Source organism: Streptomyces sp. NBC_01275 (assembly GCF_026340655.1).
Taxonomy (GTDB): domain Bacteria; phylum Actinomycetota; class Actinomycetes; order Streptomycetales; family Streptomycetaceae; genus Streptomyces.
The window spans coordinates 5,855,185-5,875,939 of record NZ_JAPEOZ010000001.1 but is presented as its reverse complement, the minus strand read 5'-3'; the positions used below and the strand labels follow the sequence as shown (position 1 = coordinate 5,875,939).

Here is a 20,755-nt window from a genome sequence, read left to right as displayed (position 1 = left end):
CTCTCTTTTTCCGCTAGCTACGCAGCATGAATCTCGCTGCGCGACGGGCGACTCAGAACTTGAGTCCGGCTTCGCGGGCGGCGTCCGCCAGGGCGGCGATGCGCCCGGCGTACTGGTTGCCACCACGGTCGAACACGACAGCCTCGACACCGGCAGCCTTGGCGCGCTCGGCGACCAGGGCGCCGACCGACTTGGCCTGCGCGGACTTGTCGCCCTCGCCGCTGCGGATCGTCGTGTCCAGGGTCGACGCCGACGCCAGGGTGTGACCCTTGATGTCGTCGATGACCTGGGCCACGATGTGGCGGTTGGAGCGCGTCACGACGAGACGCGGACGCTCAGCCGTACCCGAGATGTGCTTACGGATCCGGATGTGGCGACGCTTGATCGCGGCACGCTTGTAAGCGTCGCCCTTGAGGATCTTCTGTCCGTATGCCATGGCTTACTTACCCGCCTTTCCGACCTTGCGGCGGATGACTTCGCCCTCGTACTTGACGCCCTTGGCCTTGTACGGGTCGGGCTTGCGCAGCTTGCGGATGTTGGCCGCAACCTCGCCGACCTTCTGCTTGTCGATGCCCTCGACCTGGAAGCGGGTCGGGTTCTCCACCTTGAAGGTGATTCCCTCGGGCGCCTCGACGGTGATCGGGTGGCTGTAGCCGAGAGCGAACTCGAGGTTCGATCCCTTGGCCGTCACGCGGTAACCGACACCGCTGATCTCGAGCTTCTTCACGTAACCCGTGGTCACGCCGGTGATCATGTTCGCCACCAGCGTGCGGGACAGGCCGTGCAGGGCCTTGTTCTGACGCTCGTCGTTGGGGCGGGTGACGTTCAGAACGCCGTCCTCACCCTTGGCGATGTCGATCGGCGCTGCGACGGTGTGGCTCAGGGTCCCCTTGGGGCCCTTCACCGAGACCGTACGGCCGTCGATGGTGACGTCCACGCCGGCGGGAACCGTGATGGGGAGCTTGCCAATACGCGACATAGCTGTTTCCTCCGTTCCCTTCCGCTACCAGACGTAGGCGAGAACTTCTCCGCCTACGCCCTTCTTGCCGGCCTGCTTGTCGGTGAGGAGACCGTGCGACGTGGAGATGATCGCCACGCCGAGGCCGCCCAGCACCTTGGGCAGGGAGGTGGACTTCGCGTAAACCCGGAGACCGGGCTTGGAGATCCGCTTGATGCCCGCGATGGAGCGCTCACGGTTGGGGCCGAACTTCAGCTCCAGGACGAGGTTCTTGCCGACTTCGGCGTCCTCGACCTTCCAGCCCGTGATGAAGCCCTCCTGCTGGAGGATCTCTGCGATGTGAGACTTGATCTTGGACGCCGGCATCGTCACGGAATCGTGGTACGCCGAGTTCGCGTTCCGCAGACGCGTCAGCATGTCTGCGATCGGATCAGTCATGGTCATGAGTTGGCCTGTGGCCTCTCTCGCCGGGGTTTCCTGGTGCGCCATCCCTCTCCCCGATCCGAGACGGGACGGGTGCGGCGCGGTGGACCTACGGCGTAGTAAGTCGTACGGGCGACCATCAGGCGCCCAACCCTCCCAGCCTAAGCCATGGAGAGGAGGGCACCTGACACGCCCATTGCTTACCGAGAGCCTCTGGAACCCCTAAAAAAGGGGGTTTACCAGGAGCTCTTGGTCACGCCCGGCAGCTCGCCACGGTGAGCCATCTCACGAAGGCACACGCGGCAGAGGCCGAACTTGCGGTACACGGAGTGCGGACGGCCGCAGCGCTGGCAGCGCGTGTAGCCACGGACGCCGAACTTGGGCTTACGAGCAGCCTTGGCAATCAGAGCCTTCTTCGCCATCTCGCTTACGCCTCCTTGAAGGGGAAGCCGAGGTGACGGAGAAGGGCACGGCCCTCAGCGTCGTTGGTCGCCGTGGTCACCACGGTGATGTCCATACCCCGGACGCGGTCGATCTTGTCCTGGTCGATCTCGTGGAACATGACCTGCTCGGTGAGACCGAAGGTGTAGTTGCCACGGCCGTCGAACTGCTTGGGAGACAGACCACGGAAGTCGCGGATGCGCGGGAGCGCGAGCGACAGGGTGCGGTCCAGGAACTCCCACATGCGGTCGCCACGGAGCGTGACGTGGGCACCGATCGGCTGACCCTCACGCAGCTTGAACTGCGCGATGGACTTGCGGGCCTTGGTGACGGCCGGCTTCTGACCGGTGATCGTGGTGAGGTCGCGGATGGCGCCCTCGATCAGCTTGGAGTCGCGGGCGGCGTCGCCCACACCCATGTTGACCACGATCTTGATGAGGCCGGGGATCTGCATGACGTTCTCGTAGGAGAACTCCTCACGCAGCTTGCCCGCGATCTCCTCGCGGTACTTCGTCTTGAGACGCGGAGTGGTGGTGGTAGCCATCAGATGTCCTCACCCGTCCGCTTGGCAACGCGGATCTTGTTGCCCTCGTCGTCGAAGCGGTAACCGACACGCGTGACGACCTTGTTGCCGTCCTTCTCAACGACCAGCTGGACGTTGGAGACGTGGATCGGCGCCTCGGTCGTGACGATGCCACCGGCCTGCGAGCCCTTGGCGGTGGGGCCGGCCTTGGTGTGCTTCTTGACCCGGTTGACACCCTCGACCAGGACACGGTCCTCACGGGGGAAGGCCGCGATGACCTTGCCCTGCTTGCCCTTGTCCTTACCGGTGATGACCTGGACCAGGTCGCCCTTCTTGATCTTCATGCTTACAGCACCTCCGGAGCCAGCGAGATGATCTTCATGAACTTCTTCTCGCGCAGCTCCCGGCCGACCGGGCCGAAGATGCGGGTGCCACGAGGGTCGCCGTCGTTCTTCAGAATGACAGCGGCGTTCTCGTCGAAGCGGATGTACGAGCCGTCCGGACGGCGGCGCTCCTTGACGGTGCGAACGATGACCGCCTTGATGACGTCACCCTTCTTCACGTTGCCGCCGGGGATCGCGTCCTTGACGGTGGCGACGATGACGTCACCGATGCCCGCGTAGCGGCGACCGGAGCCACCGAGCACACGGATGCAAAGGATTTCCTTCGCACCAGTGTTGTCGGCGACACGCAGTCGCGACTCCTGCTGGATCACGTCTATCTCCTGTTTGTCTGCCGGTTCCCGGGGCGGGGTCTCCTGTGTACGGCGACCCCGCCCCGAGCCTGGCGGAACTGACCTGCGGGATTAGTCCCGCAGGAAATTACTTGGCCTTCTCGAGGATCTCGACGACGCGCCAGCGCTTCGTCGCAGACAGCGGACGCGTCTCCATGAGGAGGACGCGGTCGCCGACGCCCGCGGCGTTCTGCTCGTCGTGAGCCTTGAGCTTGTTCGTACGGCGGATGACCTTGCCGTACAGCGCGTGCTTCACGCGGTCCTCGACGGCGACGACGACGGTCTTGTCCATCTTGTCGCTGACGACGAGACCCTCGCGGGTCTTGCGGAAACCGCGCGCCTCGGTGTTCTCAGTCTCGGTCACGTTGCTCTCGCTCATCAGGCGCTCTCCACCGTCTCGATGCCCAGCTCGCGCTCACGCATCAGGGTGTAGATCCGCGCGATGTCCTTACGGACGGCCTTGAGCCGACCGTGGTTCTCGAGCTGACCCGTCGCCGCCTGGAAGCGGAGGTTGAACAGCTCTTCCTTGGCTTCGCGGAGCTTGTTGAGAAGCTCCTCGTCACCCAGTTCGCGCAGCTCGGACGCCTTGGTACCGGCCGACATCACGCTTCACCTGCCTCGCGCTTGACGATCCGGCACTTCATCGGCAGCTTGTGGGCTGCGCGAGTGAGGGCCTCACGGGCGATCTTCTCGTTGGGGTAGGACAGCTCGAACATGACCCGGCCCGGGTGCACGTTCGCGATCCACCACTCGGGAGAACCCTTACCGGAACCCATGCGGGTCTCGGCAGGCTTCTTCGTCAGCGGGCGGTCCGGGTAGATGTTGATCCAGACCTTGCCGCCACGCTTGATGTGGCGGGTCATCGCGATACGGGCCGCCTCGATCTGGCGGTTGGTGACGTACGCCGGCGTGAGGGCCTGAATGCCGTACTCGCCGAACGAGACCGTCGTACCGCCCTTGGCCTGACCGCGGCGCTTCGGGTGGTGCTGCTTGCGGTGCTTGACCCTACGGGGGATCAGCATGTCGGTCAGGCCTCCGTTCCGGTGCTCTCAGCCGGAGCGGCAGCCGCCGGAGCCTCGGCCTTGGGGGCCTCGGCGGCGGGAGCCTGCTGCGGCTTGCGACCGCGACCGCCGCGCTCGCCGCCACGGCCACCACGGGCCGGGCGGTCGGCGCCGCCGCCACCACGGGCCGGGCGGTTGCCGGCGCGGGCAGCAGCGTTCTCGGCGCGGACCTCGGCGATGTTCTTGACATCGCCCTTGTAGATCCAGACCTTCACGCCGATGCGGCCGAAGGTCGTCTTGGCCTCGAAGAAGCCGTAGTCCACGTTCGCGCGGAGCGTGTGCAGGGGCACGCGGCCCTCGCGGTAGAACTCCGAGCGGGACATCTCGGCGCCGCCGAGGCGACCGCCGCACTGGATCTTGATGCCCTTGGCGCCGGCCTTCATCGCCGACTGCATGCTCTTACGCATGGCGCGACGGAAGGAGACGCGGGAGGAGAGCTGCTCGGCCACGGCCTGAGCAACCAGCTGAGCATCGGTCTCGGGGTTCTTGACCTCGAGGATGTTCAGCTGGACCTGCTTCTTGGTCAGCTTCTCCAGGTCGCCGCGGATGCGGTCGGCCTCCGCGCCGCGACGGCCGATGACGATGCCCGGCCGGGCGGTGTGGATGTCGACGCGGACACGGTCACGGGTGCGCTCGATCTCCACCTTCGAGATGCCGGCGCGCTCCATGCCGGACGTCATCATCCGACGGATGGCGACGTCTTCCCCGACGTACTCCTTGTACGACTTGTCGGCGTACCAACGGGACTTGAAGTCCGTGGTGATGCCGAGCCGGAACCCATGCGGGTTAACCTTCTGGCCCATTACCGGGTTCCTTCCTTGCTGCTGACGACCACGGTGATGTGGCTGGTCCGCTTGCGGATCCGGTAGGCACGGCCCTGGGCGCGCGGACGGAACCGCTTCAGGGTCGGACCCTCGTCGACGTACGCCTCGGAGATGAAGAGGCTGTCGGCGTCAGTGTGGTCGTAGTTGTGCGCGGCGTTGGCGATGGCGCTGTCCAGCACCTTGCCGACCGGCACGCTCGCGGCCTGCGGGGTGAAACGCAGGACCGCCTGAGCCTCCGTGGCGTCCATGCCACGGATAAGGTCCACCACGCGGCGGGCCTTCATGGGCGTGACGCGGATGTACCGCGCCTGGGCCCTGGCTTCCATGGTTGTCCTTCCAGTGTCTGTCATGGTCATTCCACCCCGCGTTAGCGGCGCTTCGACTTCCGGTCGTCCTTGACGTGACCCCGGAAGGTGCGCGTCGGCGAGAACTCGCCGAGCTTGTGGCCGACCATCGACTCGGTGACAAACACCGGAATGTGGGTCTTGCCGTTGTGCACCGCGATCGTGTGGCCCAGCATGGCCGGGATGATCATCGAGCGACGGGACCAGGTCTTGATGACGTTCTTGGAACCGGCTTCGTTCTGGGCGTCCACCTTCTTTACGAGGTGGTCGTCGACGAAGGGCCCCTTCTTGAGACTGCGCGGCATCTAAACCCGCTCCTAGCGCTTCTTGTTCGTCTTGCGGCGGCGGACGATGTACTTGTTCGAAGCCTTCTTCGGCGAACGAGTACGACCCTCCTTCTGACCCCAGGGGCTGACCGGGTGGCGACCACCGGAGGTCTTGCCCTCACCACCACCGTGGGGGTGGTCAACCGGGTTCATCGCCACACCGCGGACGGTCGGGCGGACGCCCAGCCAGCGCTTACGGCCGGCCTTGCCCCAGTTGATGTTGCTCTGCTCGGCGTTGCCGACCTCGCCGACCGTGGCGCGGCAGCGCTGGTCGACCAGGCGGATCTCACCGGAGGGCATACGAAGGTGGGCCATCGTGCCCTCCTTCGCCAGCAGCTGCACCGAGGCGCCGGCGGAGCGGGCGAACTTGGCGCCGCCACCGGGACGGATCTCGATCGCGTGGATCGTGGTACCGACCGGGATGTTGCGGAGCGCCAGGTTGTTGCCCGGCTTGATGTCGGCCCCGGGACCGTTCTCGACGCGGTCGCCCTGCTGCAGGTTGCGCGGGGCGAGGATGTAGCGCTTCTCGCCGTCCGCGTAGTGCAGCAGCGCGATGCGCGCGGTGCGGTTGGGGTCGTACTCGATGTGCGCGACCTTCGCCGGCACGCCGTCCTTGTCATGGCGACGGAAGTCGATGACGCGGTAGGCGCGCTTGTGTCCGCCACCCTGGTGGCGAACGGTCACACGACCGGAATTGTTACGGCCGCCCTTGCTGTGCAGGGGGCGAACCAGCGACTTCTCCGGCGTGGACCGCGTGACCTCGACGAAGTCGGCGACGCTGGAGCCACGACGGCCCGGCGTAGTCGGCTTGTACTTGCGGATTCCCATTTCTCAGTCCTCGTCCGATATCGGACGATCCGGACCGCCGTCAGGCGGTCGGACCGCCGAAGATGTCGATACGGTCGCCCTCAGCGAGGGTCACGATCGCGCGCTTGGTGCTCGCGCGCTGACCGAAACCGGTCTTGGTGCGCTTGCGCTTGCCCTGGCGGTTGATCGTGTTGACCCCGGTGACCTTGACCGAGAAGACCGCCTGGACGGCCTGCTTGATCTGGGTCTTGTTCGCGGTGGGGTCGACGATGAACGTGTACTTGTTCTCGTCGAGGAGCGCGTAGCTCTTCTCCGACACGACCGGCTTCAGCAGCACGTCACGGGGGTCCGTGTACGCCTTGCTGGGCGCGGTGACGACGGTGTTCTTGCCCTCGGCGGCGTGGCGGCGTGCCTTGGCGACGCGCGCGGCCTTGGCGGCCTTCGCAGCCTTGGGGGCGATGCTCGGGTGACGCGTAGCCATCAGGCGTCACTCCCTTCGGTGTCGTTGGCCTGCGGGCCGGCGACGAAGGACTCGAGAGCGGCCTGGGTGAAGACCACGTCGTCCGAGACGATCACGTCGTACGTGTTCAGCTGGCCCGGCTCCAGGATGTGCACCTGGGGCAGGTTGCGGGCGGACAGCCACGCGGCCTCGTCGGCGCGGTCGACGACCAGGAGCAGGTTCTTGCGCTCCGAGATCTTGCCGAACAGCGTCCGAGCGGCCTTCGTGGAGGGAGCCTCGCCCTCGATCACGCCGGTGACGACGTGAATGCGGTTGTGGCGGGCCCGGTCGGTGAGGGCGTGACGCAGAGCGGCAGCCTTCATCTTCTTCGGGGTCCGCTGGGAGTAGTCACGCGGCTGCGGGCCGTGGACGACGCCACCGCCGGCGAACTGCGGCGCGCGGGTCGAGCCCTGGCGCGCGCGGCCGGTGCCCTTCTGACGGTAAGGCTTCTTACCGCCACCGCGGACTTCACCGCGGCGCTTGGTCTTGTGCGTGCCCTGGCGGGCAGCCGCGTTCTGCGCGACGACGACCTGGTGGATCAGCGGGATGCTGATCTTCTCCACGCCGAAGATCTCCGCGGGGAGCTCGACGCTTCCGGTCTTCTCGCCTGCAGGCGAAAGGATGTCAACAGTGCTCATCGGTACCTCAGGCCCCCTTGGCCGCGGTGCGGACCAGGACGAGGCCGCCGTTCGGACCGGGGACAGCGCCCTTGATGAGCAGCAGACCCTTCTCCGCGTCAACGGCGTGGACGGTCAGGTTCTGGGTGGTGACACGCTCGTTGCCCATGCGACCCGCCATGCGGAGGCCCTTGAACACGCGGCCCGGGGTGGCGCAGCCACCGATGGAACCGGGAGAGCGGTGCTTGCGCTGGGTGCCGTGTCCGGCGCCGAGGCCCTTGAAGTTGTGACGCTTCATGACACCGGCGAAGCCCTTGCCCTTGCTCTTGCCGGTCACGTCGACCTTCACGCCGGCCTCGAACACCTCAGCGGTGATCTCCTGGCCCAGCGTGTACTCGGAGGCGTCCGCGGTGCGGATCTCGACGAGGTGGCGACGGGGGGTGACGTCGGCCTTGGCGAAGTGACCCTTGAGGGGCTTGTTCACCTTGCGCGGGTCGATCTCGCCGAAGGCGATCTGGACCGACTCGTAGCCGTCACTGTCGTTCGTACGGACCTGGGTCACGACGTTGGGGCTGGCCTTGACGACGGTGACCGGAACAACACGGTTGTTCTCGTCCCACACCTGCGTCATGCCGAGCTTCTCGCCCAGGATGCCCTTGATCTGCTTAGCCATTCTCAGATCACCGGCCTTCAGAGCTTGATCTCGATGTCGACACCGGCCGGGAGGTCGAGTCGCATCAGAGAGTCAACGGTCTTGGGGGTCGGGTCGAGAATGTCGATCAGGCGCTTGTGCGTGCGCATCTCGAAGTGCTCGCGCGAGTCCTTGTACTTGTGCGGCGACTTGATGACGCAGTACACGTTCTTCTCAGTGGGCAGCGGCACCGGGCCCGCGACCGACGCACCAGTGCGGGTCACCGTCTCGACGATCTTCTTCGCCGAGCTGTCGATGACCTCGTGGTCGTAGGCCTTGAGCCGGATGCGGATCTTCTGTCCCGCCATGGCTACTCAGTAGTCCTGTCTCTTTTAACGCTCTGGAACCGGGTGTTCCGTCACTCGCTTCTCCGACCCACGCGGTCGGGTGTGTCGCGCTGTCACCGACACAGATGCCCCTTGTTCGAACATCCCTGCCGGGTAAGCACGGCCCTTCCGGAACCGCAAGCCGGGAGCGAAAGGCCCACCGGGTGCCTGGTCGGCGCTGCACTGACACTTCCCGAAAGATTCCCGTACGTCCGCCCCAGCGCTGCCATCAGGCAGTTAGGGCGACGAGTACTGTGGGACTCGCTTCCGGTCCTCCCGGCGGGAGGCGCGCAGCATCAACACTCGACCGAGCAACCCCGCTAGTCTGCCATATGGGGCAGGGGGTCCGCCAATCGAGCCGGAGAGAATACCCCGAGAGTGATGTAGGTCAAACGCGCGACGGATCGGGCCGGGTCAGACCGGGTCGGCCCAGGTGCCCATGGACTGCTCCAGGGTCCAGACGCGTACCCGGGCCTGGACGCGGGACGCGTAGAGGTCGCGCTCGGCGACGATGCTGAGATCCCCGGTGCCGAGCAGCCCGGTCGCCGCGTGCTCGCTCAGATCCATGCCCGTGCTGCCGCCGTCGCACAGGGAGGCGAGGAACGCTCCGTCCCAGGTTCGCTCGTGCAGCCGCCATGGAGCCTCGCCCTGTGCGGTCCTGCGCAGGGTTTTCATGAACACGTCCGCACAGCGTCGCCGGGCCCAGCCGTCCTTGACCTGGAAGACGTGGTTGCCGGTCTCGATCACCGTCGCGGTGGGCAGGACGAAGCTGACTCCGGCCCGGAGGCGGGCGTCCATCTCGGCCAGGACGTCCGACCTGTGGTCGTTCATGTAGGGAACGTCGAGGATCTCGACGAAGACCGACGTGTCCAGAAAGTCGACGACGGGCCGCTGGAACCCGGTACCGGACCGCTTGCTCACGCGCTCACAGGCTCCTCAGGAAGTCCTCGACGGTGTCCACGCCCGTGTCCCGGGGGCGCAGCGCGTCGGGCAGCCGCCCTTTGCTCACCGCGTCCCCCAGATCGCCTGCGGCGAGAAGATCCACATAGCCCGGCAGTTCTGTGAGCCGCGTCAGCCTGCTCTCGCCCGACTCCGGATCCCTGGTGCACACGACGACGCCGGAGTGGTCCTCGGCGGTGAGGGAGTTGAGCAGGGCCGGGCTGTGCGTGGTGAACAGGACGTCGATACGGCGGTGCTGCGACTCCTCTTTCATCAGGTGCAGCACCCGGGCGGCCTGCGTGGGGTAGAGACCGTTCTCGATCTCCTCGATGACCAGGTGGCGCTGAGCCCAGCCGAGCGCCTCGTCGTCCGCGTCCGGAGCGCTGAGCAGCGCCGTGCCGAAGGCGAGGAAGCGGAGCATGCCGTCGCTGAGGAGCCTCGCCGGGACGTCGTGCTCCGCTCCGTGATAGCCCGCCTCCTTCAGGAGGAGCTGCACGTCGCCGAACCTTGTCTCCACCCAGCCGATCGCCCGCACCGGGTACTCCGGCATGCCGGCCACCAGCTGGGTGAGCCGGGTGAAGGCTGCCCGGTCCTTTCTCATCAGCTCCACGACGGCCGCGCTGAGGTTGTCGCCGCTGCGCCTGAGCTCCCCGTCACGGGAGTTCACGTACTGCCTCATCAGGTGCGGGACCGGATCCAGCATGAAGACCTCGCGAAGGACCCCGAGGACGTCCTGGGATGCCTCGTGGAGCAGTTTGTTCGCCTCGGTGGTCACCGGGACGCGCAGCGGCACCTGGCCCGTCAGGAGGCGGTCCGAGGAGAACGGCATGCCCGGGTCCGTGCCACGCCGCCCGTTGAAGCACCGCACGTTGAGGTCGCCTCGCCGGACGTCCGCCGGGTCGCTGACCAGCAGGGGGCGGCCTGCCCCCAGTCGCCGGCCCGCGTAGCGCACGCCCTCGACCGCCGTCAGCTCCTCGTGCAGCACCCGTACCTCGGGGAAGGTCGCGATCTCCACATCGAGGTCGTAGACGGCCTGCCCGGACCGGACCCGGCAGCCCAGCCGAAACGACAGCTCCCCCAGTGGCGCGCAACCCCCCGCACCTCCTCGGACCGGCTCTTCGCCACCGCTGCGCGGACCGTCCAGAGCGTCCCGCAGCGACTCCCCCAGCGCCGCCAGCCGGGACAGCACCATCAGTCCGTCCAGGGCGTTCGACTTGCCGCTGCCGTTGCGGCCGATGAGCACCGTCAGGTCGTTGAGCGGCAGACGCTGTTCGGTGAAGCTCTTGAAAGAGGTCAGGCGCACCTCCTCCAGTCGCGGAGTGTCCACCAGGCACCTCTCTCACCGGCCGCGGGTCACGATCACCACCCAGCTAAGCAGCAACGCGCTCGGGCCGTCTAACGGTCTGAGGCGTGGGCCACGAATTCCGTCCATGCGGCCGAGGCGACGTTGAAGGTGGGGCCGTCGGCGACCTTGGAGTCACGGACGTGGATGGCGACGGGGGTGGTGGCGATTTCGATGCAGGAGTCGCCCTCGGAGCTGCTGCTGTAGCTGCTCTTGAACCACACCAGGTCCCGGATCATGTATCCCCCAGCAGTTGCTCGACGAAGGCCAACGACTCACGTGGAGTGAGCGCCTGAGCTCGGATGATGCCATACCGCAGTTCAAGGATACGGAGCTGCTTCAGGTCGGATACCGCCCGGCCGTTGGCCACCGCCGGCGAACGCCCAAGAGCGGAGCCGTCTCCGAACTTCAGCACCTCGATGCCACCAGCCAGCCCCGCATGTTCCTCGCGATCCATCGGCATCACCTGAAGCTCGACGTTCCGCAACCGCCCTGTCTCCAGCAGGTGTTCGAGCTGCCTGCGCAATGTCGCCCTCCCGCCGAACGGACGTCGTAGCGTCCACTCTTCCAGGATGAACCCGAGTTCTGGCATGGGGTCCCGTTCGAACACGGACTTGCGTCCCACACGAGCGGTGATGAACCCGGAGGGCGAATCGGGCCGGGGGCTGCTGCTCGTGGACACGCTCGCCGACCGTTGGGGAGTAGCGGAGGGGCGGCGTCCACGCAAGACGGTGTGGGCCGAAGTGCGGGTTTCACCGGAACCCGCGAAGTCGTGTTTCGGTGGCGGGGGCGGTCTTTTCCAAAGGACCACCGGGGTGAAAGAACCCCACCAAGCCCCACCCCTCCCGCCCACAGCGCAAACTCACTCCCGCGAGTGAATATGCCCAACTGGGCTGGATTCGGGACGGGTTGCCTGCCCTACTCTCAGCACAACAGCCGCAGAAAAAGCGACGGCCCCCGCAGGGACTGGCATCCCAGTGCGAGGGCCTAACCACCGAGGAAGTGCAAAGCTTCCCGATGGACGCCCACGAGGAAGAAAAGAGCTTCCCGATGGACACAGAAAACCCTAGCGCGCCCCCGCGCCCCCAGTCCCGTATCCCGGGCAAAAACCACCCTCGCAGGGGGCCCCATTCCGGCGTCGTCCACGACAACGTCCGCCACACCACCCACTTCACGGTGATCGGCAACCACCTCGCCCAGCACCCGGAGCTGTCCGGACTCGCCATCGGACTCGGTGTGTACATCCAGTCCATCCCGGCCAACACCCCCGTCGACATCAAGACCCTCGCCGCCCGCTTCCCCGAGGGCACGACCCGGATCGCCGCCGCCCTGCGCGAACTGGAAACCCACGGCTACCTGCGCCGCGAACGCGAACGCATCCCCGGCGGCCGGATTGTCACCCGCACGATCTCCTGCAACCGGCCAGGCCACCGCGGGACCGCAGAAGACCACCCCAGGCCCGCCCCCGCCCCGAAGCGACGCCCGGCTCCCCGCAAGGCGCTCCCGGCCGTGCCGCAGCCCGCGTACCCGGCCCCGGAGCTCCTCCAGACGGCCACCGACGTGCTCGCCGGCCTGCGCCGCCACGACCCCCGCCTCCTGCTCTCCGCCCTCGACACGGCCCACCTCGCGCCCGGGAGTCGCGGCCTGGCTGGAGCGGGACGTCGGCCCCGTCGCCCTACGCCAGGCCCTGACGGCGGACCTCCCTCGCGAGGACCTACGCCGCCCAGCCGCCCTCCTGGCCCACCGTCTCGCCGCCGACCTACCGCCCCCACCTCCCTTCCGGCCCCCGCCCTCTCCCCCACCGCCCCGCACCCGCCTCCAGAACTGCGACGGCTGCGACCGTGCCTTCCACGCCCCGGAACCAGGCCTCTGCCGCGACTGCCGGGCCCCCGGGCCCGGGGCCGCCTGATGCCTGCCTCCCGTCTTCCTCGCGCCCCGCTGTCCTGTCACCCCGGACGGATACTCTGGCTTGGGCATCCCCTGGAGGACACCATGAGCACTCAGGCCAACCACGGACACGAGCTGATCCCGCGTCCTGAACTGACTCCTGATGCTCTGCGTGCAGCACTCGCCCTCATAGCTCCAGGCCGCCTGGACGAGATGCAGGCCATGAAGGACGAGGCCTTCGCCAAGGCGGTCGAGTGGCAGTCCCTCAGTCCGGTCCAGAGCTGGGTCCTGTCCTGGGCCAGGGACATCGAGATCGCACGACGCCCTGACCTGGCAGTCCGCTATACACAGGCGGAGAACAACCTGGAGCACGAGGATCCGGCCGTCGCCCGGGAAGCCCTTCGCGAACTGAGTGCGGTTCTCGACGAGGCGATGAAGGCCGTGCGCGAGTGAGCTGGAAGTGGGAGTACGCGTTCGGAGCCGAAGAAGCCGCCCGTACCGCGCCTCCGGACTTCCTCGCCGCGGTGGAGCTCAGGGCCGATGAGCTGGTCAGGGCGGCTGAAGCTCTTCACGTCCATGGCCGGGCTCACGAGGACGTCGACCCGACGGGCCACGACATCATCGTCCCGGGCGGCATGTTCAGTTACCAGGTCGTCGTGCGGAGCGAACGCGTCTACATCGTGCAGATAACCCACCTGGGGTTCTGAACCACCCCGCCCGATCAACCCCGGGCCCCCTGCCCAACCCCCCGCACCCGCCCGAACGCCCCCTCCAACCCCCGCTTCACCGCCCCCGCCAGCGGCCGCTCCACCCACCGGTGAACCGCCCAGCTCAGCAGCAGGAAGCCGGTCAGGACCGCCGCCACCAGCAGCCGGGGGTCCATCTCGTCGCGCAGGCGGCTGATGACCGCCGTACCCGCCGCGTAGTGCATCAGGTAGAGGGGATACGTCAGGCTTCCCGCCGTCGCCAGCCAGCGCCAGCGGATGCGGTCCGTGTGGCCGAGGGCGACAGAGACCATGAGCAGCAGGAACGCCGTGAAGATCAGCACCGCTCCTCGCCAGCTCGACACGTGTTCGACCTCGTCTATCCGGGTGCCCAGTTCCTTCTGAGCCATCAGCCAGGACATCGCGAGGATCCCCCACAACAGAACGTCCTGGCCGAAGCGGTGCATCAGGTAGAGGGCGAGGCCCGCGATGAAGTACCAGGCCCCCTCCGGGTTGGCGATCAGTTCCAGGAGAGGCCACTTCGACACCGGCGCCAGCATCGCCGCCGCGCCCCATGCGCAGCAGAAGACGACCACCTTGCGGTAGGTCAGGCCCGTGGCGACCACCGCCAGGAAGAGCAGGTAGAAGCGCAGCTCCGACCAGAGGGTCCAGTAGACGCCGTCGACGTTCTGGACGCCCGAACCGGACTGGAGCATCGTCAGGTTGAGGAGTACGTCCCGTAGGCGCAGGCGTTCCCAGACGCCCGGCGCCGCCGCCAGCACGGCGGTGGTGAAGAGGACCGCGAACCAGTAGGCCGGGTAGAGGCGGATGACCCGGGACACGAAGAACTGGCGCGGGGTCCGGCCCCAGCACGACATGCAGATCACGAAGCCGCTGATCACGAAGAAGATCTCGACGCCGATCCAGCCGTAGGTCGCGACGTGGAACACCGTCGGCATGATGTCGGAGACCGGGCGGTCCCAGATGAGGTTGTGCGGCTGGTTGACGCGGCGGGTGCCGGCGTAGTGGTGCAGGGCGACCATGAGGGCCGCGAGGAGGCGGATGCCGTCCACGGCGTAGAGGCGGCGGGAGCGCTCGCGTCCCGGCCGGGCGGGGCCGGCGGCCGGGTGGGGCAGTGCGGTGAGCGGGGGCAGCGGCTGCGCACCGCGTGTGAGAGCCAAGCCAGTCATCCTCGTCGGTGGGTCCGGTCCGCCCGATGGGCACCGGCCGATCAGACTACGGCCGCCACAACCACCGCACAGGGAGCAGACAGGTGCAATCCACGCACGAGCCTCGCAAGCTTGACCGATCGCTCGTCGGCGCGTCGCGGCCCCGCCGCACAGGGTTCGCCCAGACTTCACCTGCCCCGACGCCCGCCCCGGCCGCACCGGTGTGCGGGCATGCGAAAGGGCCCGTACGACCGGAGTCGTACGGGCCCTCTCAGGTGCTCAGCGAGAGCGGAAGCTCATGCTGGAGCTACCGGGTCGATCGGCCAAGAACTACTTGGTGATCTTGATGACCTGGCCGGCGCCCACCGTGCGACCACCCTCGCGGATGGCGAACTTCAGGCCCTCTTCCATGGCGATGGGCTGGATGAGCTCCACCTTCATCTCGGTGTTGTCACCCGGCATCACCATCTCGGTGCCCTCGGGGAGGGTCACAACGCCCGTCACGTCCGTCGTACGGAAGTAGAACTGCGGACGGTAGTTGTTGAAGAACGGCGTGTGACGGCCACCCTCGTCCTTGGACAGGATGTAGGCCTGGGCCTCGAAGTCGGTGTGCGGCGTGACCGAACCCGGCTTGATGATGACCTGGCCGCGCTCGACGTCCTCGCGCTTGATGCCACGGAGGAGCAGACCGACGTTCTCGCCCGCCTGGCCCTCGTCGAGCAGCTTGCGGAACATCTCGATGCCGGTGACCGTGGTGGTGGTCTTCTCGGTCTTGATGCCGATGATGTCGACGGTCTCGTTGACCTTCAGGACACCACGCTCGATACGGCCGGTGACGACCGTACCGCGACCGGTGATCGTGAAGACGTCCTCGATCGGCATGAGGAACGGCTTGTCGACGTCGCGCTCCGGCTCCGGGATCGCCTCGTCGACGGCCGCCATGAGGTCCAGAACGGACTGGCCCCACTCCGGGTCGCCCTCGAGCGCCTTGAGCGCCGAGACCTTGACGACCGGCAGGTCGTCGCCCGGGAACTCGTACTCGGAGAGGAGCTCACGGACCTCGAGCTCGACGAGCTCCAGGATCTCCTCGTCGTCCACCATGTCGGCCTTGTTCAGGGCGACGACGATGTACGGCACGCCGACCTGGCGGGCCAGGAGCACGTGCTCCTTGGTCTGCGGCATCGGGCCGTCGGTGGCGGCGACCACGAGGATGGCACCGTCCATCTGGGCCGCACCGGTGATCATGTTCTTGATGTAGTCCGCGTGACCCGGGCAGTCGACGTGCGCGTAGTGACGCGTCTCCGTCTGGTACTCGACGTGCGCGATGGAGATGGTGATACCGCGCTGGCGCTCTTCGGGAGCCTTGTCGATCTGGTCGAAGGCCGAGGCCTCGTTCAGGTCCGGGTACTTGTCGTGCAGCACCTTGGTAATGGCGGCCGTGAGGGTCGTCTTACCGTGGTCGATGTGACCGATGGTGCCGATGTTGACGTGCGGCTTAGTCCGCTCGAACTTCGCCTTCGCCACTGGGGTCCTCCTACGGAGTGGTTCTGTACGCCTTACTCATCGGCGCCAGGTGATCTTTGCTGGAAAGCCCGGGCCCAGGGGCAAACATCCCGCAATGCGGGCGTTTGCCCCGAGAGGCTCCGGAGTCAAGCCTACGGCGTGCAAACGGAGTGCGTTACTCGCCCTTGGCCTTCGCGATGATCTCCTCGGCGACGTTCCTCGGAACCTCGGCGTAGGAGTCGAACTGCATCGAGTAGCTTGCGCGACCCGAGGTCTTGCTGCGGAGGTCTCCGACGTAGCCGAACATCTCCGAGAGGGGCACGAGGCCCTTCACGACGCGGGCGCCGGCACGCTCCTCCATGGCCTGGATCTGGCCACGGCGGGAGTTGATGTCGCCGATGACCTCGCCCATGTAGTCCTCGGGCGTGGTGACCTCGACGGCCATCATCGGCTCGAGCAGCACGGGGCTGGCCTTGCGCGCGGCCTCCTTGAACGCCTGCGAACCGGCGATCTTGAAGGCGAGCTCGGAGGAGTCGACCTCGTGGTAGCCACCGTCGAGAAGCGTGACGCGGACGCCCGTCATCTCGTAGCCCGCGAGGATGCCGAACTGCATGGCCTCCTGCGCACCGGCGTCCACCGAGGGGATGTACTCCTTCGGGATACGGCCACCGGTGACCTTGTTCACGAACTCGTACGAGGCGTCGCCGCCCTCGATCGGCTCGATCGCGATCTGCACCTTGGCGAACTGGCCGGTTCCACCAGTCTGCTTCTTGTGCGTGTAGTCGACCCGGTCGACCGCCTTGCGGATGGTCTCACGGTAGGCGACCTGCGGCTTGCCGACGTTGGCCTCGACCTTGAACTCACGGCGCATACGGTCGACCAGCACCTCGAGGTGCAGCTCGCCCATGCCACCGATGATGGTCTGGCCGGTCTCCTCGTCCGAGTGGACCTGGAACGACGGGTCCTCCTCGGCCAGGCGCTGGATCGCGATGCCCAGCTTCTCCTGGTCGCCCTTCGACTTGGGCTCGATGGCGACCTGGATGACCGGCGCCGGGAAGTCCATGGACTCCAGGATCACCGGGTTCTTGTCGTCGCACAGCGTCTCGCCGGTCGTGGTCTGCTTCAGACCCATGACGGCGACGATGTCGCCGGCGCCGACCGCCGCGATCTCCTCACGCTTGTTCGCGTGCATGCGGTAGATCTTGCCGATGCGCTCCTTCTTGCCCTTGACGGAGTTCAGCACGGCGGTGCCGGACTCCAGGCGGCCCGAGTAGACCCGGACGAAGGTGAGCTTGCCGAGGTGCGGGTCGCTCATGATCTTGAACGCCAGCGCGGACAGCGGCTCGTCGTCGGACGGCTTGCGCTTGACGATCTCCTCCGGGTCGTTCACGGCGTGGCCTTCGATGGCCTCGACGTCGAGCGGGGAGGGGAGGTAGCGCACGACCGCGTCGAGCAGGGGCTGAACGCCCTTGTTCTTGAACGCGGTACCGCAGAACACGGGGGTGACCGTGACGTCCTGGGACTTGCCGGACGCGATGGTGATACGACGGATCGCGGCGTACAGCTGCTCCACCGAGGGCTCCTGGCCCTCCAGGTACAGCTCCATGATCTCGTCGTCGTTCTCGGCGACGGTCTCGACGAGCTTGCCGCGGTACTCCTCGGCAGCCTCGGTGTGGGTGGCCGGGATGTCGACCACGTCGTACATCTCGCCCTTCTCCGCCTCGGCGGACCACACGAAGGCCTTCATCGTGACCAGGTCGACGACGCCCTTGAAGTCGGCCTCGGCACCGATCGGGAGCTGCATGACGATCGGCGTCGCGCCCAGGCGGTTGCTGATCATGTCGACGCAGCGGTGGAACTCGGCGCCGGTCCGGTCGAGCTTGTTGACGAAGCAGATGCGCGGGACGCCGTAGCGGTCCGCCTGACGCCACACGGTCTCGGACTGGGGCTCGACACCTGCGACACCGTCGAACACCGTCACAGCGCCGTCGAGCACACGAAGGGAACGCTCCACCTCGACGGTGAAGTCGACGTGGCCCGGGGTGTCGATGATGTTGATGGTGTGGTCGACGTCGGCAAGCGGCCAGTGACAGGTGGTGGCAGCAGAGGTGATCGTGATGCCACGCTCCTGCTCCTGCTCCATCCAGTCCATCGTGGCGGCGCCGTCGTGGACCTCACCGATCTTGTAGGAGACGCCGGTGTAGAACAGGATCCGCTCGGTGGTGGTCGTCTTGCCCGCGTCGATGTGGGCCATGATCCCGATGTTGCGGACCTTGGCCAGGTCAAGTGAAGTGGTAGCCATAAGGCTTTCGTCTTCTCTCGGTCTCGATGTGGGTAGCGACTACCAGCGGTAGTGCGCGAAGGCCTTGTTGGACTCGGCCATCTTGTGGGTGTCCTCGCGCTTCTTCACAGCGGCGCCGAGGCCGTTGGACGCGTCGAGAAGCTCGTTGAGCAGGCGCTCGGTCATGGTCTTCTCGCGACGGGCGCGGGAGTAGCCGACGAGCCAGCGCAGAGCGAGGGTGCTCGCGCGGCCGGGCTTGACCTCGATCGGGACCTGGTAGGTCGCGCCACCGACACGGCGGGACTTGACCTCGATGGTCGGCTTGATGTTCTCGAGAGCGCGCTTCAGCGTGATGACCGGGTCGTTGCCGGTCTTCTCGCGCAGGCCCTCCATGGCGCCGTAGACGATGCGCTCGGCGGTGGAGCGCTTGCCGTTCAGCAGCACCTTGTTGATGAGCGACGTGACAAGAGGAGAACCGTAGACCGGGTCGATGATGACCGGGCGCTTCGGGGCAGGGCCCTTACGAGGCATTGTTTACTTCTCCTTCTTGGCGCCGTAGCGGCTGCGGGCCTGCTTGCGGTTCTTGACACCCTGGGTGTCGAGGGAACCGCGGATGATCTTGTAGCGAACACCGGGCAGGTCCTTCACACGGCCACCACGCACGAGCACGATGGAGTGCTCCTGCAGGTTGTGTCCCTCACCCGGAATGTAAGCAGTGACCTCGATGCCGCTGGTCAGACGCACACGCGCGACCTTACGCAGGGCCGAGTTCGGCTTCTTCGGGGTGGTCGTGAACACACGCGTGCAGACGCCGCGACGCTGGGGCGAACCCTCGAGTGCGGGCGTCTTGTTCTTCTCGACCTTGTCCTGCCGGCCCTTCCGGACCAGCTGCTGGATCGTAGGCACTACTTCTCCGGTTTCTGTGTGCCGAATGGTGAAGCTAACCTGGAACATCGCCGACCCACGCGGTCGGGTGTGTCGAATCACGCGAACCCCCGCCGCGAGGCAGGAAAAGGCGCAGATTGCGGTGGCCGCTCTCGGGCCCCGTATGCGGTGGGAAGACACGCACGGGGGCCAGGGCACACCCCAGGCACAAGGTATGAGCGTACCCAGCGCAATCACTCCGGTCAAAACAAGGGCCGCGCGGCCGACACGAGGGGGTTGCGACGGCGGTTACCCGCGATGCCCGAGCTGGTGTGGTACAGGGCCCTCGTCCGCCGACGCGGACCCGTCGGGGGCGGCGTCCGTAGAGGCGAAGTCCGTAGAAGCGGCGTCCGTCGCCGTCGCCGTGTCGTGGCCGACGAAGTACGTCGGTCTGTTCTGTACGGCGGTGTAGATGCGGCCGACGTACTCGCCGAGCAGACCCACGCAGATCAGCTGGACCGCGCCGATGAACAGGACGCCGATGAACAGGGACGTCCAGCCGGGGACGGTGTGCTCCAGGGCGTGGGCGCTCAGGGTGTAGGCCATCAGACCCAGGCAGACCAGGAAGGCGAAGCCGCCGAGCCAGGTGGCGATGCGCAGGGGGGCCGCCGAGAAGCCGGTGACGCTGTCGACGGCCAGGCGGATCATCCGGCCGAGGGGGTACTTGCTCTGGCCCGCCGGGCGCGGGGCGCGCTCGTAGGTGACCCGGCCGCTGGGGAAGCCCAGCCAGGGCACGAGGAGGCGGTAGACGCGCTGCTGGTCCGGCAGGGCCTTCAGGGCGTCCACGGCGGCCCGGCTCAGCAGCCGGAAGTCACCGGCCTGGGCGGGCACGGAGGGTCCGGCGAGGCGGCGGACCAGGCGGTAGTACAGGCCGGCCGTCCACCGCTTGAACCCGGTGTCGCTGGCCCGGTCGGCCCGGATGCCGTACACGATGTCGAGTCCCTCGCCGCGGGCCAGCGCCAGCATCTCGGGGATCTTCTCGGGCGGGTCCTGGAGGTCGGCGTCGATGCTCACGACGTATGCGCCGACCGCCCGGTCGAGGCCGGCGGTGAGGGCGGCCTGGTGGCCGGAGTTGCGGCGCAGGCCGATCACGCGGAGCTCGGGCCAGCCGAGCCGGAAGGCGGCGAGGAGCTCGGCGGTGCGGTCGGTGCTGCCGTCGTCGACGGCGACCACCTCGTAGCCGGCCCCGAGGGCGGCCCCCAGATCGGCGAGAACCGGGCGCAACCTGCTGACCAGCGCGGGAAGTACCTCTTCCTCGTTGTACATGGGTATGACGACCGACAGGACGACCGGCAAGGCGGTCGGCAGGACGGTCGGCGCGGTCGTGCCGGCGGCCGTGACGTTCGAAGCGTCGGTCACCCGTCTTCCCCCAACCTGTGGCGCACATGTGCGACTCTGGTTCGATCTTATGACCACACTTCACGATCATCCGG

General features: G+C 67.0%; 29 protein-coding genes and 3 pseudogenes. 4 read left to right on the top strand and 28 right to left on the bottom strand.

Going from position 1 to position 20,755, the window contains the following annotated elements:
* Positions 1–52: 52 nt before the first annotated feature.
* The 22 genes and pseudogenes from rplR to OG562_RS25965 form a co-directional block, all read right to left on the bottom strand.
* On the bottom strand, positions 53–436 hold the full coding sequence (gene rplR, locus OG562_RS26070) for a 50S ribosomal protein L18 (protein ID WP_266401825.1): 384 nt from the start codon (positions 434–436) through the stop codon (positions 53–55).
* A 3-nt stretch (positions 437–439) separates the two neighbouring features.
* On the bottom strand, positions 440–979 hold the full coding sequence (gene rplF / locus OG562_RS26065; RefSeq protein WP_266401822.1) for a 50S ribosomal protein L6: 540 nt from the start codon (positions 977–979) through the stop codon (positions 440–442).
* 24 nt (positions 980–1,003) lie between these two features.
* Positions 1,004–1,402, bottom strand: coding sequence for a 30S ribosomal protein S8 (rpsH, locus tag OG562_RS26060; protein WP_013001411.1), 399 nt, complete (start codon positions 1,400–1,402; stop codon positions 1,004–1,006).
* 215 nt (positions 1,403–1,617) lie between these two features.
* The gene (locus OG562_RS26055; RefSeq protein ID WP_003948630.1) at positions 1,618–1,803 is read right to left on the bottom strand and encodes a type Z 30S ribosomal protein S14; all 186 of its coding nucleotides are present in this window, start codon (positions 1,801–1,803) and stop codon (positions 1,618–1,620) included.
* Between the two features lie 5 nt (positions 1,804–1,808).
* Positions 1,809–2,366, bottom strand: coding sequence for a 50S ribosomal protein L5 (gene rplE / locus OG562_RS26050; RefSeq protein ID WP_266401795.1), 558 nt, complete (start codon positions 2,364–2,366; stop codon positions 1,809–1,811).
* Positions 2,366–2,689: a 50S ribosomal protein L24 gene (rplX, locus tag OG562_RS26045; RefSeq protein WP_030039760.1), complete on the bottom strand. Its 324-nt coding sequence runs from the start codon at positions 2,687–2,689 to the stop codon at positions 2,366–2,368. The genes rplE and rplX overlap by 1 nt, the downstream gene beginning before the upstream one ends.
* 2 nt (positions 2,690–2,691) lie before the next feature.
* Positions 2,692–3,060 carry a 50S ribosomal protein L14 gene (rplN, locus tag OG562_RS26040; protein WP_003992364.1) on the bottom strand — a complete coding sequence of 123 codons (369 nt, stop codon included), beginning with the start codon at positions 3,058–3,060 and terminating at the stop codon, positions 2,692–2,694.
* Between the two features lie 106 nt (positions 3,061–3,166).
* On the bottom strand, positions 3,167–3,457 hold the full coding sequence (rpsQ, locus tag OG562_RS26035; protein WP_266401791.1) for a 30S ribosomal protein S17: 291 nt from the start codon (positions 3,455–3,457) through the stop codon (positions 3,167–3,169).
* Positions 3,457–3,681, bottom strand: a complete 225-nt coding sequence (gene rpmC / locus OG562_RS26030) for a 50S ribosomal protein L29 (RefSeq protein ID WP_005481220.1) — start codon at positions 3,679–3,681, stop codon at positions 3,457–3,459. Before rpmC ends, rpsQ begins: the two co-directional genes overlap by 1 nt.
* The gene (gene rplP, locus OG562_RS26025) at positions 3,681–4,100 is read right to left on the bottom strand and encodes a 50S ribosomal protein L16 (RefSeq protein WP_006140905.1); all 420 of its coding nucleotides are present in this window, start codon (positions 4,098–4,100) and stop codon (positions 3,681–3,683) included. The genes rpmC and rplP overlap by 1 nt, the downstream gene beginning before the upstream one ends.
* Positions 4,101–4,105: 5 nt before the next feature.
* Positions 4,106–4,942, bottom strand: a complete 837-nt coding sequence (gene rpsC / locus OG562_RS26020; protein ID WP_266401789.1) for a 30S ribosomal protein S3 — start codon at positions 4,940–4,942, stop codon at positions 4,106–4,108.
* Positions 4,942–5,289 (bottom strand): 50S ribosomal protein L22, encoded by a 348-nt coding sequence (gene rplV / locus OG562_RS26015; protein ID WP_266401786.1) that lies wholly within the window; start codon positions 5,287–5,289, stop codon positions 4,942–4,944. Before rplV ends, rpsC begins: the two co-directional genes overlap by 1 nt.
* A gap of 41 nt (positions 5,290–5,330) precedes the next feature.
* On the bottom strand, positions 5,331–5,612 hold the full coding sequence (rpsS, locus tag OG562_RS26010) for a 30S ribosomal protein S19 (RefSeq protein WP_266401783.1): 282 nt from the start codon (positions 5,610–5,612) through the stop codon (positions 5,331–5,333).
* A gap of 12 nt (positions 5,613–5,624) precedes the next feature.
* A complete protein-coding gene (gene rplB, locus OG562_RS26005; RefSeq protein ID WP_097285858.1) occupies positions 5,625–6,461 on the bottom strand; it encodes a 50S ribosomal protein L2 in 837 nt (278 codons plus the stop codon).
* 40 nt (positions 6,462–6,501) lie between these two features.
* Positions 6,502–6,921, bottom strand: coding sequence for a 50S ribosomal protein L23 (rplW, locus tag OG562_RS26000; RefSeq protein ID WP_266401777.1), 420 nt, complete (start codon positions 6,919–6,921; stop codon positions 6,502–6,504).
* Positions 6,921–7,577, bottom strand: coding sequence for a 50S ribosomal protein L4 (gene rplD / locus OG562_RS25995; RefSeq protein ID WP_020132635.1), 657 nt, complete (start codon positions 7,575–7,577; stop codon positions 6,921–6,923). Before rplD ends, rplW begins: the two co-directional genes overlap by 1 nt.
* Positions 7,578–7,584: 7 nt before the next feature.
* Positions 7,585–8,229, bottom strand: a complete 645-nt coding sequence (gene rplC / locus OG562_RS25990) for a 50S ribosomal protein L3 (protein ID WP_020132636.1) — start codon at positions 8,227–8,229, stop codon at positions 7,585–7,587.
* A gap of 17 nt (positions 8,230–8,246) precedes the next feature.
* Positions 8,247–8,555, bottom strand: coding sequence for a 30S ribosomal protein S10 (gene rpsJ, locus OG562_RS25985; RefSeq protein WP_003948644.1), 309 nt, complete (start codon positions 8,553–8,555; stop codon positions 8,247–8,249).
* Between the two features lie 432 nt (positions 8,556–8,987).
* Positions 8,988–9,494, bottom strand: coding sequence for a hypothetical protein (locus OG562_RS25980; RefSeq protein WP_266401773.1), 507 nt, complete (start codon positions 9,492–9,494; stop codon positions 8,988–8,990).
* A gap of 4 nt (positions 9,495–9,498) precedes the next feature.
* Positions 9,499–10,839, bottom strand: a complete 1,341-nt coding sequence (locus OG562_RS25975) for an AAA family ATPase (RefSeq protein ID WP_266401771.1) — start codon at positions 10,837–10,839, stop codon at positions 9,499–9,501.
* Between the two features lie 68 nt (positions 10,840–10,907).
* Entirely contained in the window at positions 10,908–11,093 is a 186-nt protein-coding gene (locus tag OG562_RS25970; RefSeq protein WP_266401769.1) for a DUF397 domain-containing protein, read from the bottom strand.
* Positions 11,090–11,491 (bottom strand): annotated as a pseudogene (locus tag OG562_RS25965) (DUF5753 domain-containing protein); the annotation flags it as partial. The pseudogene OG562_RS25965 and the gene OG562_RS25970, both read right to left, overlap by 4 nt.
* Before the next feature lie 7 nt (positions 11,492–11,498).
* On the opposite strand from OG562_RS25965, the pseudogene OG562_RS25960 reads away from it, so the two are divergent.
* The 4 genes and pseudogenes from OG562_RS25960 to OG562_RS25945 all read left to right on the top strand — a co-directional run.
* Positions 11,499–11,732 (top strand): annotated as a pseudogene (locus OG562_RS25960) (ATP-binding protein); the annotation flags it as partial.
* A gap of 172 nt (positions 11,733–11,904) precedes the next feature.
* A pseudogene (locus OG562_RS25955) lies at positions 11,905–12,763 on the top strand (helix-turn-helix domain-containing protein).
* Positions 12,764–12,846: 83 nt separating this feature from the next.
* The gene (locus tag OG562_RS25950; protein ID WP_266401766.1) at positions 12,847–13,194 is read left to right on the top strand and encodes a hypothetical protein; all 348 of its coding nucleotides are present in this window, start codon (positions 12,847–12,849) and stop codon (positions 13,192–13,194) included.
* Positions 13,191–13,448, top strand: coding sequence for a hypothetical protein (locus tag OG562_RS25945; RefSeq protein WP_266401763.1), 258 nt, complete (start codon positions 13,191–13,193; stop codon positions 13,446–13,448). Before OG562_RS25950 ends, OG562_RS25945 begins: the two co-directional genes overlap by 4 nt.
* A 14-nt stretch (positions 13,449–13,462) precedes the next feature.
* On the opposite strand, the gene OG562_RS25940 is transcribed toward OG562_RS25945, so the two are convergent.
* The 6 genes from OG562_RS25940 to OG562_RS25915 all read right to left on the bottom strand — a co-directional run bounded on the left by OG562_RS25940 (position 13,463) and on the right by OG562_RS25915 (position 20,630).
* Positions 13,463–14,635, bottom strand: a complete 1,173-nt coding sequence (locus OG562_RS25940) for an acyltransferase (RefSeq protein ID WP_266401760.1) — start codon at positions 14,633–14,635, stop codon at positions 13,463–13,465.
* Between the two features lie 309 nt (positions 14,636–14,944).
* The gene (gene tuf / locus OG562_RS25935; RefSeq protein ID WP_266401757.1) at positions 14,945–16,138 is read right to left on the bottom strand and encodes an elongation factor Tu; all 1,194 of its coding nucleotides are present in this window, start codon (positions 16,136–16,138) and stop codon (positions 14,945–14,947) included.
* A gap of 154 nt (positions 16,139–16,292) precedes the next feature.
* Positions 16,293–18,419 (bottom strand): elongation factor G, encoded by a 2,127-nt coding sequence (gene fusA, locus OG562_RS25930; protein WP_266401754.1) that lies wholly within the window; start codon positions 18,417–18,419, stop codon positions 16,293–16,295.
* 39 nt (positions 18,420–18,458) lie between these two features.
* On the bottom strand, positions 18,459–18,929 hold the full coding sequence (gene rpsG, locus OG562_RS25925) for a 30S ribosomal protein S7 (RefSeq protein ID WP_020132641.1): 471 nt from the start codon (positions 18,927–18,929) through the stop codon (positions 18,459–18,461).
* A 3-nt stretch (positions 18,930–18,932) separates the two neighbouring features.
* Positions 18,933–19,304, bottom strand: a complete 372-nt coding sequence (rpsL, locus tag OG562_RS25920) for a 30S ribosomal protein S12 (protein ID WP_003948652.1) — start codon at positions 19,302–19,304, stop codon at positions 18,933–18,935.
* 267 nt (positions 19,305–19,571) lie between these two features.
* Entirely contained in the window at positions 19,572–20,630 is a 1,059-nt protein-coding gene (locus tag OG562_RS25915) for a glycosyltransferase family 2 protein (RefSeq protein WP_266409521.1), read from the bottom strand.
* Between the last annotated feature and the right edge of the window lie 125 nt (positions 20,631–20,755).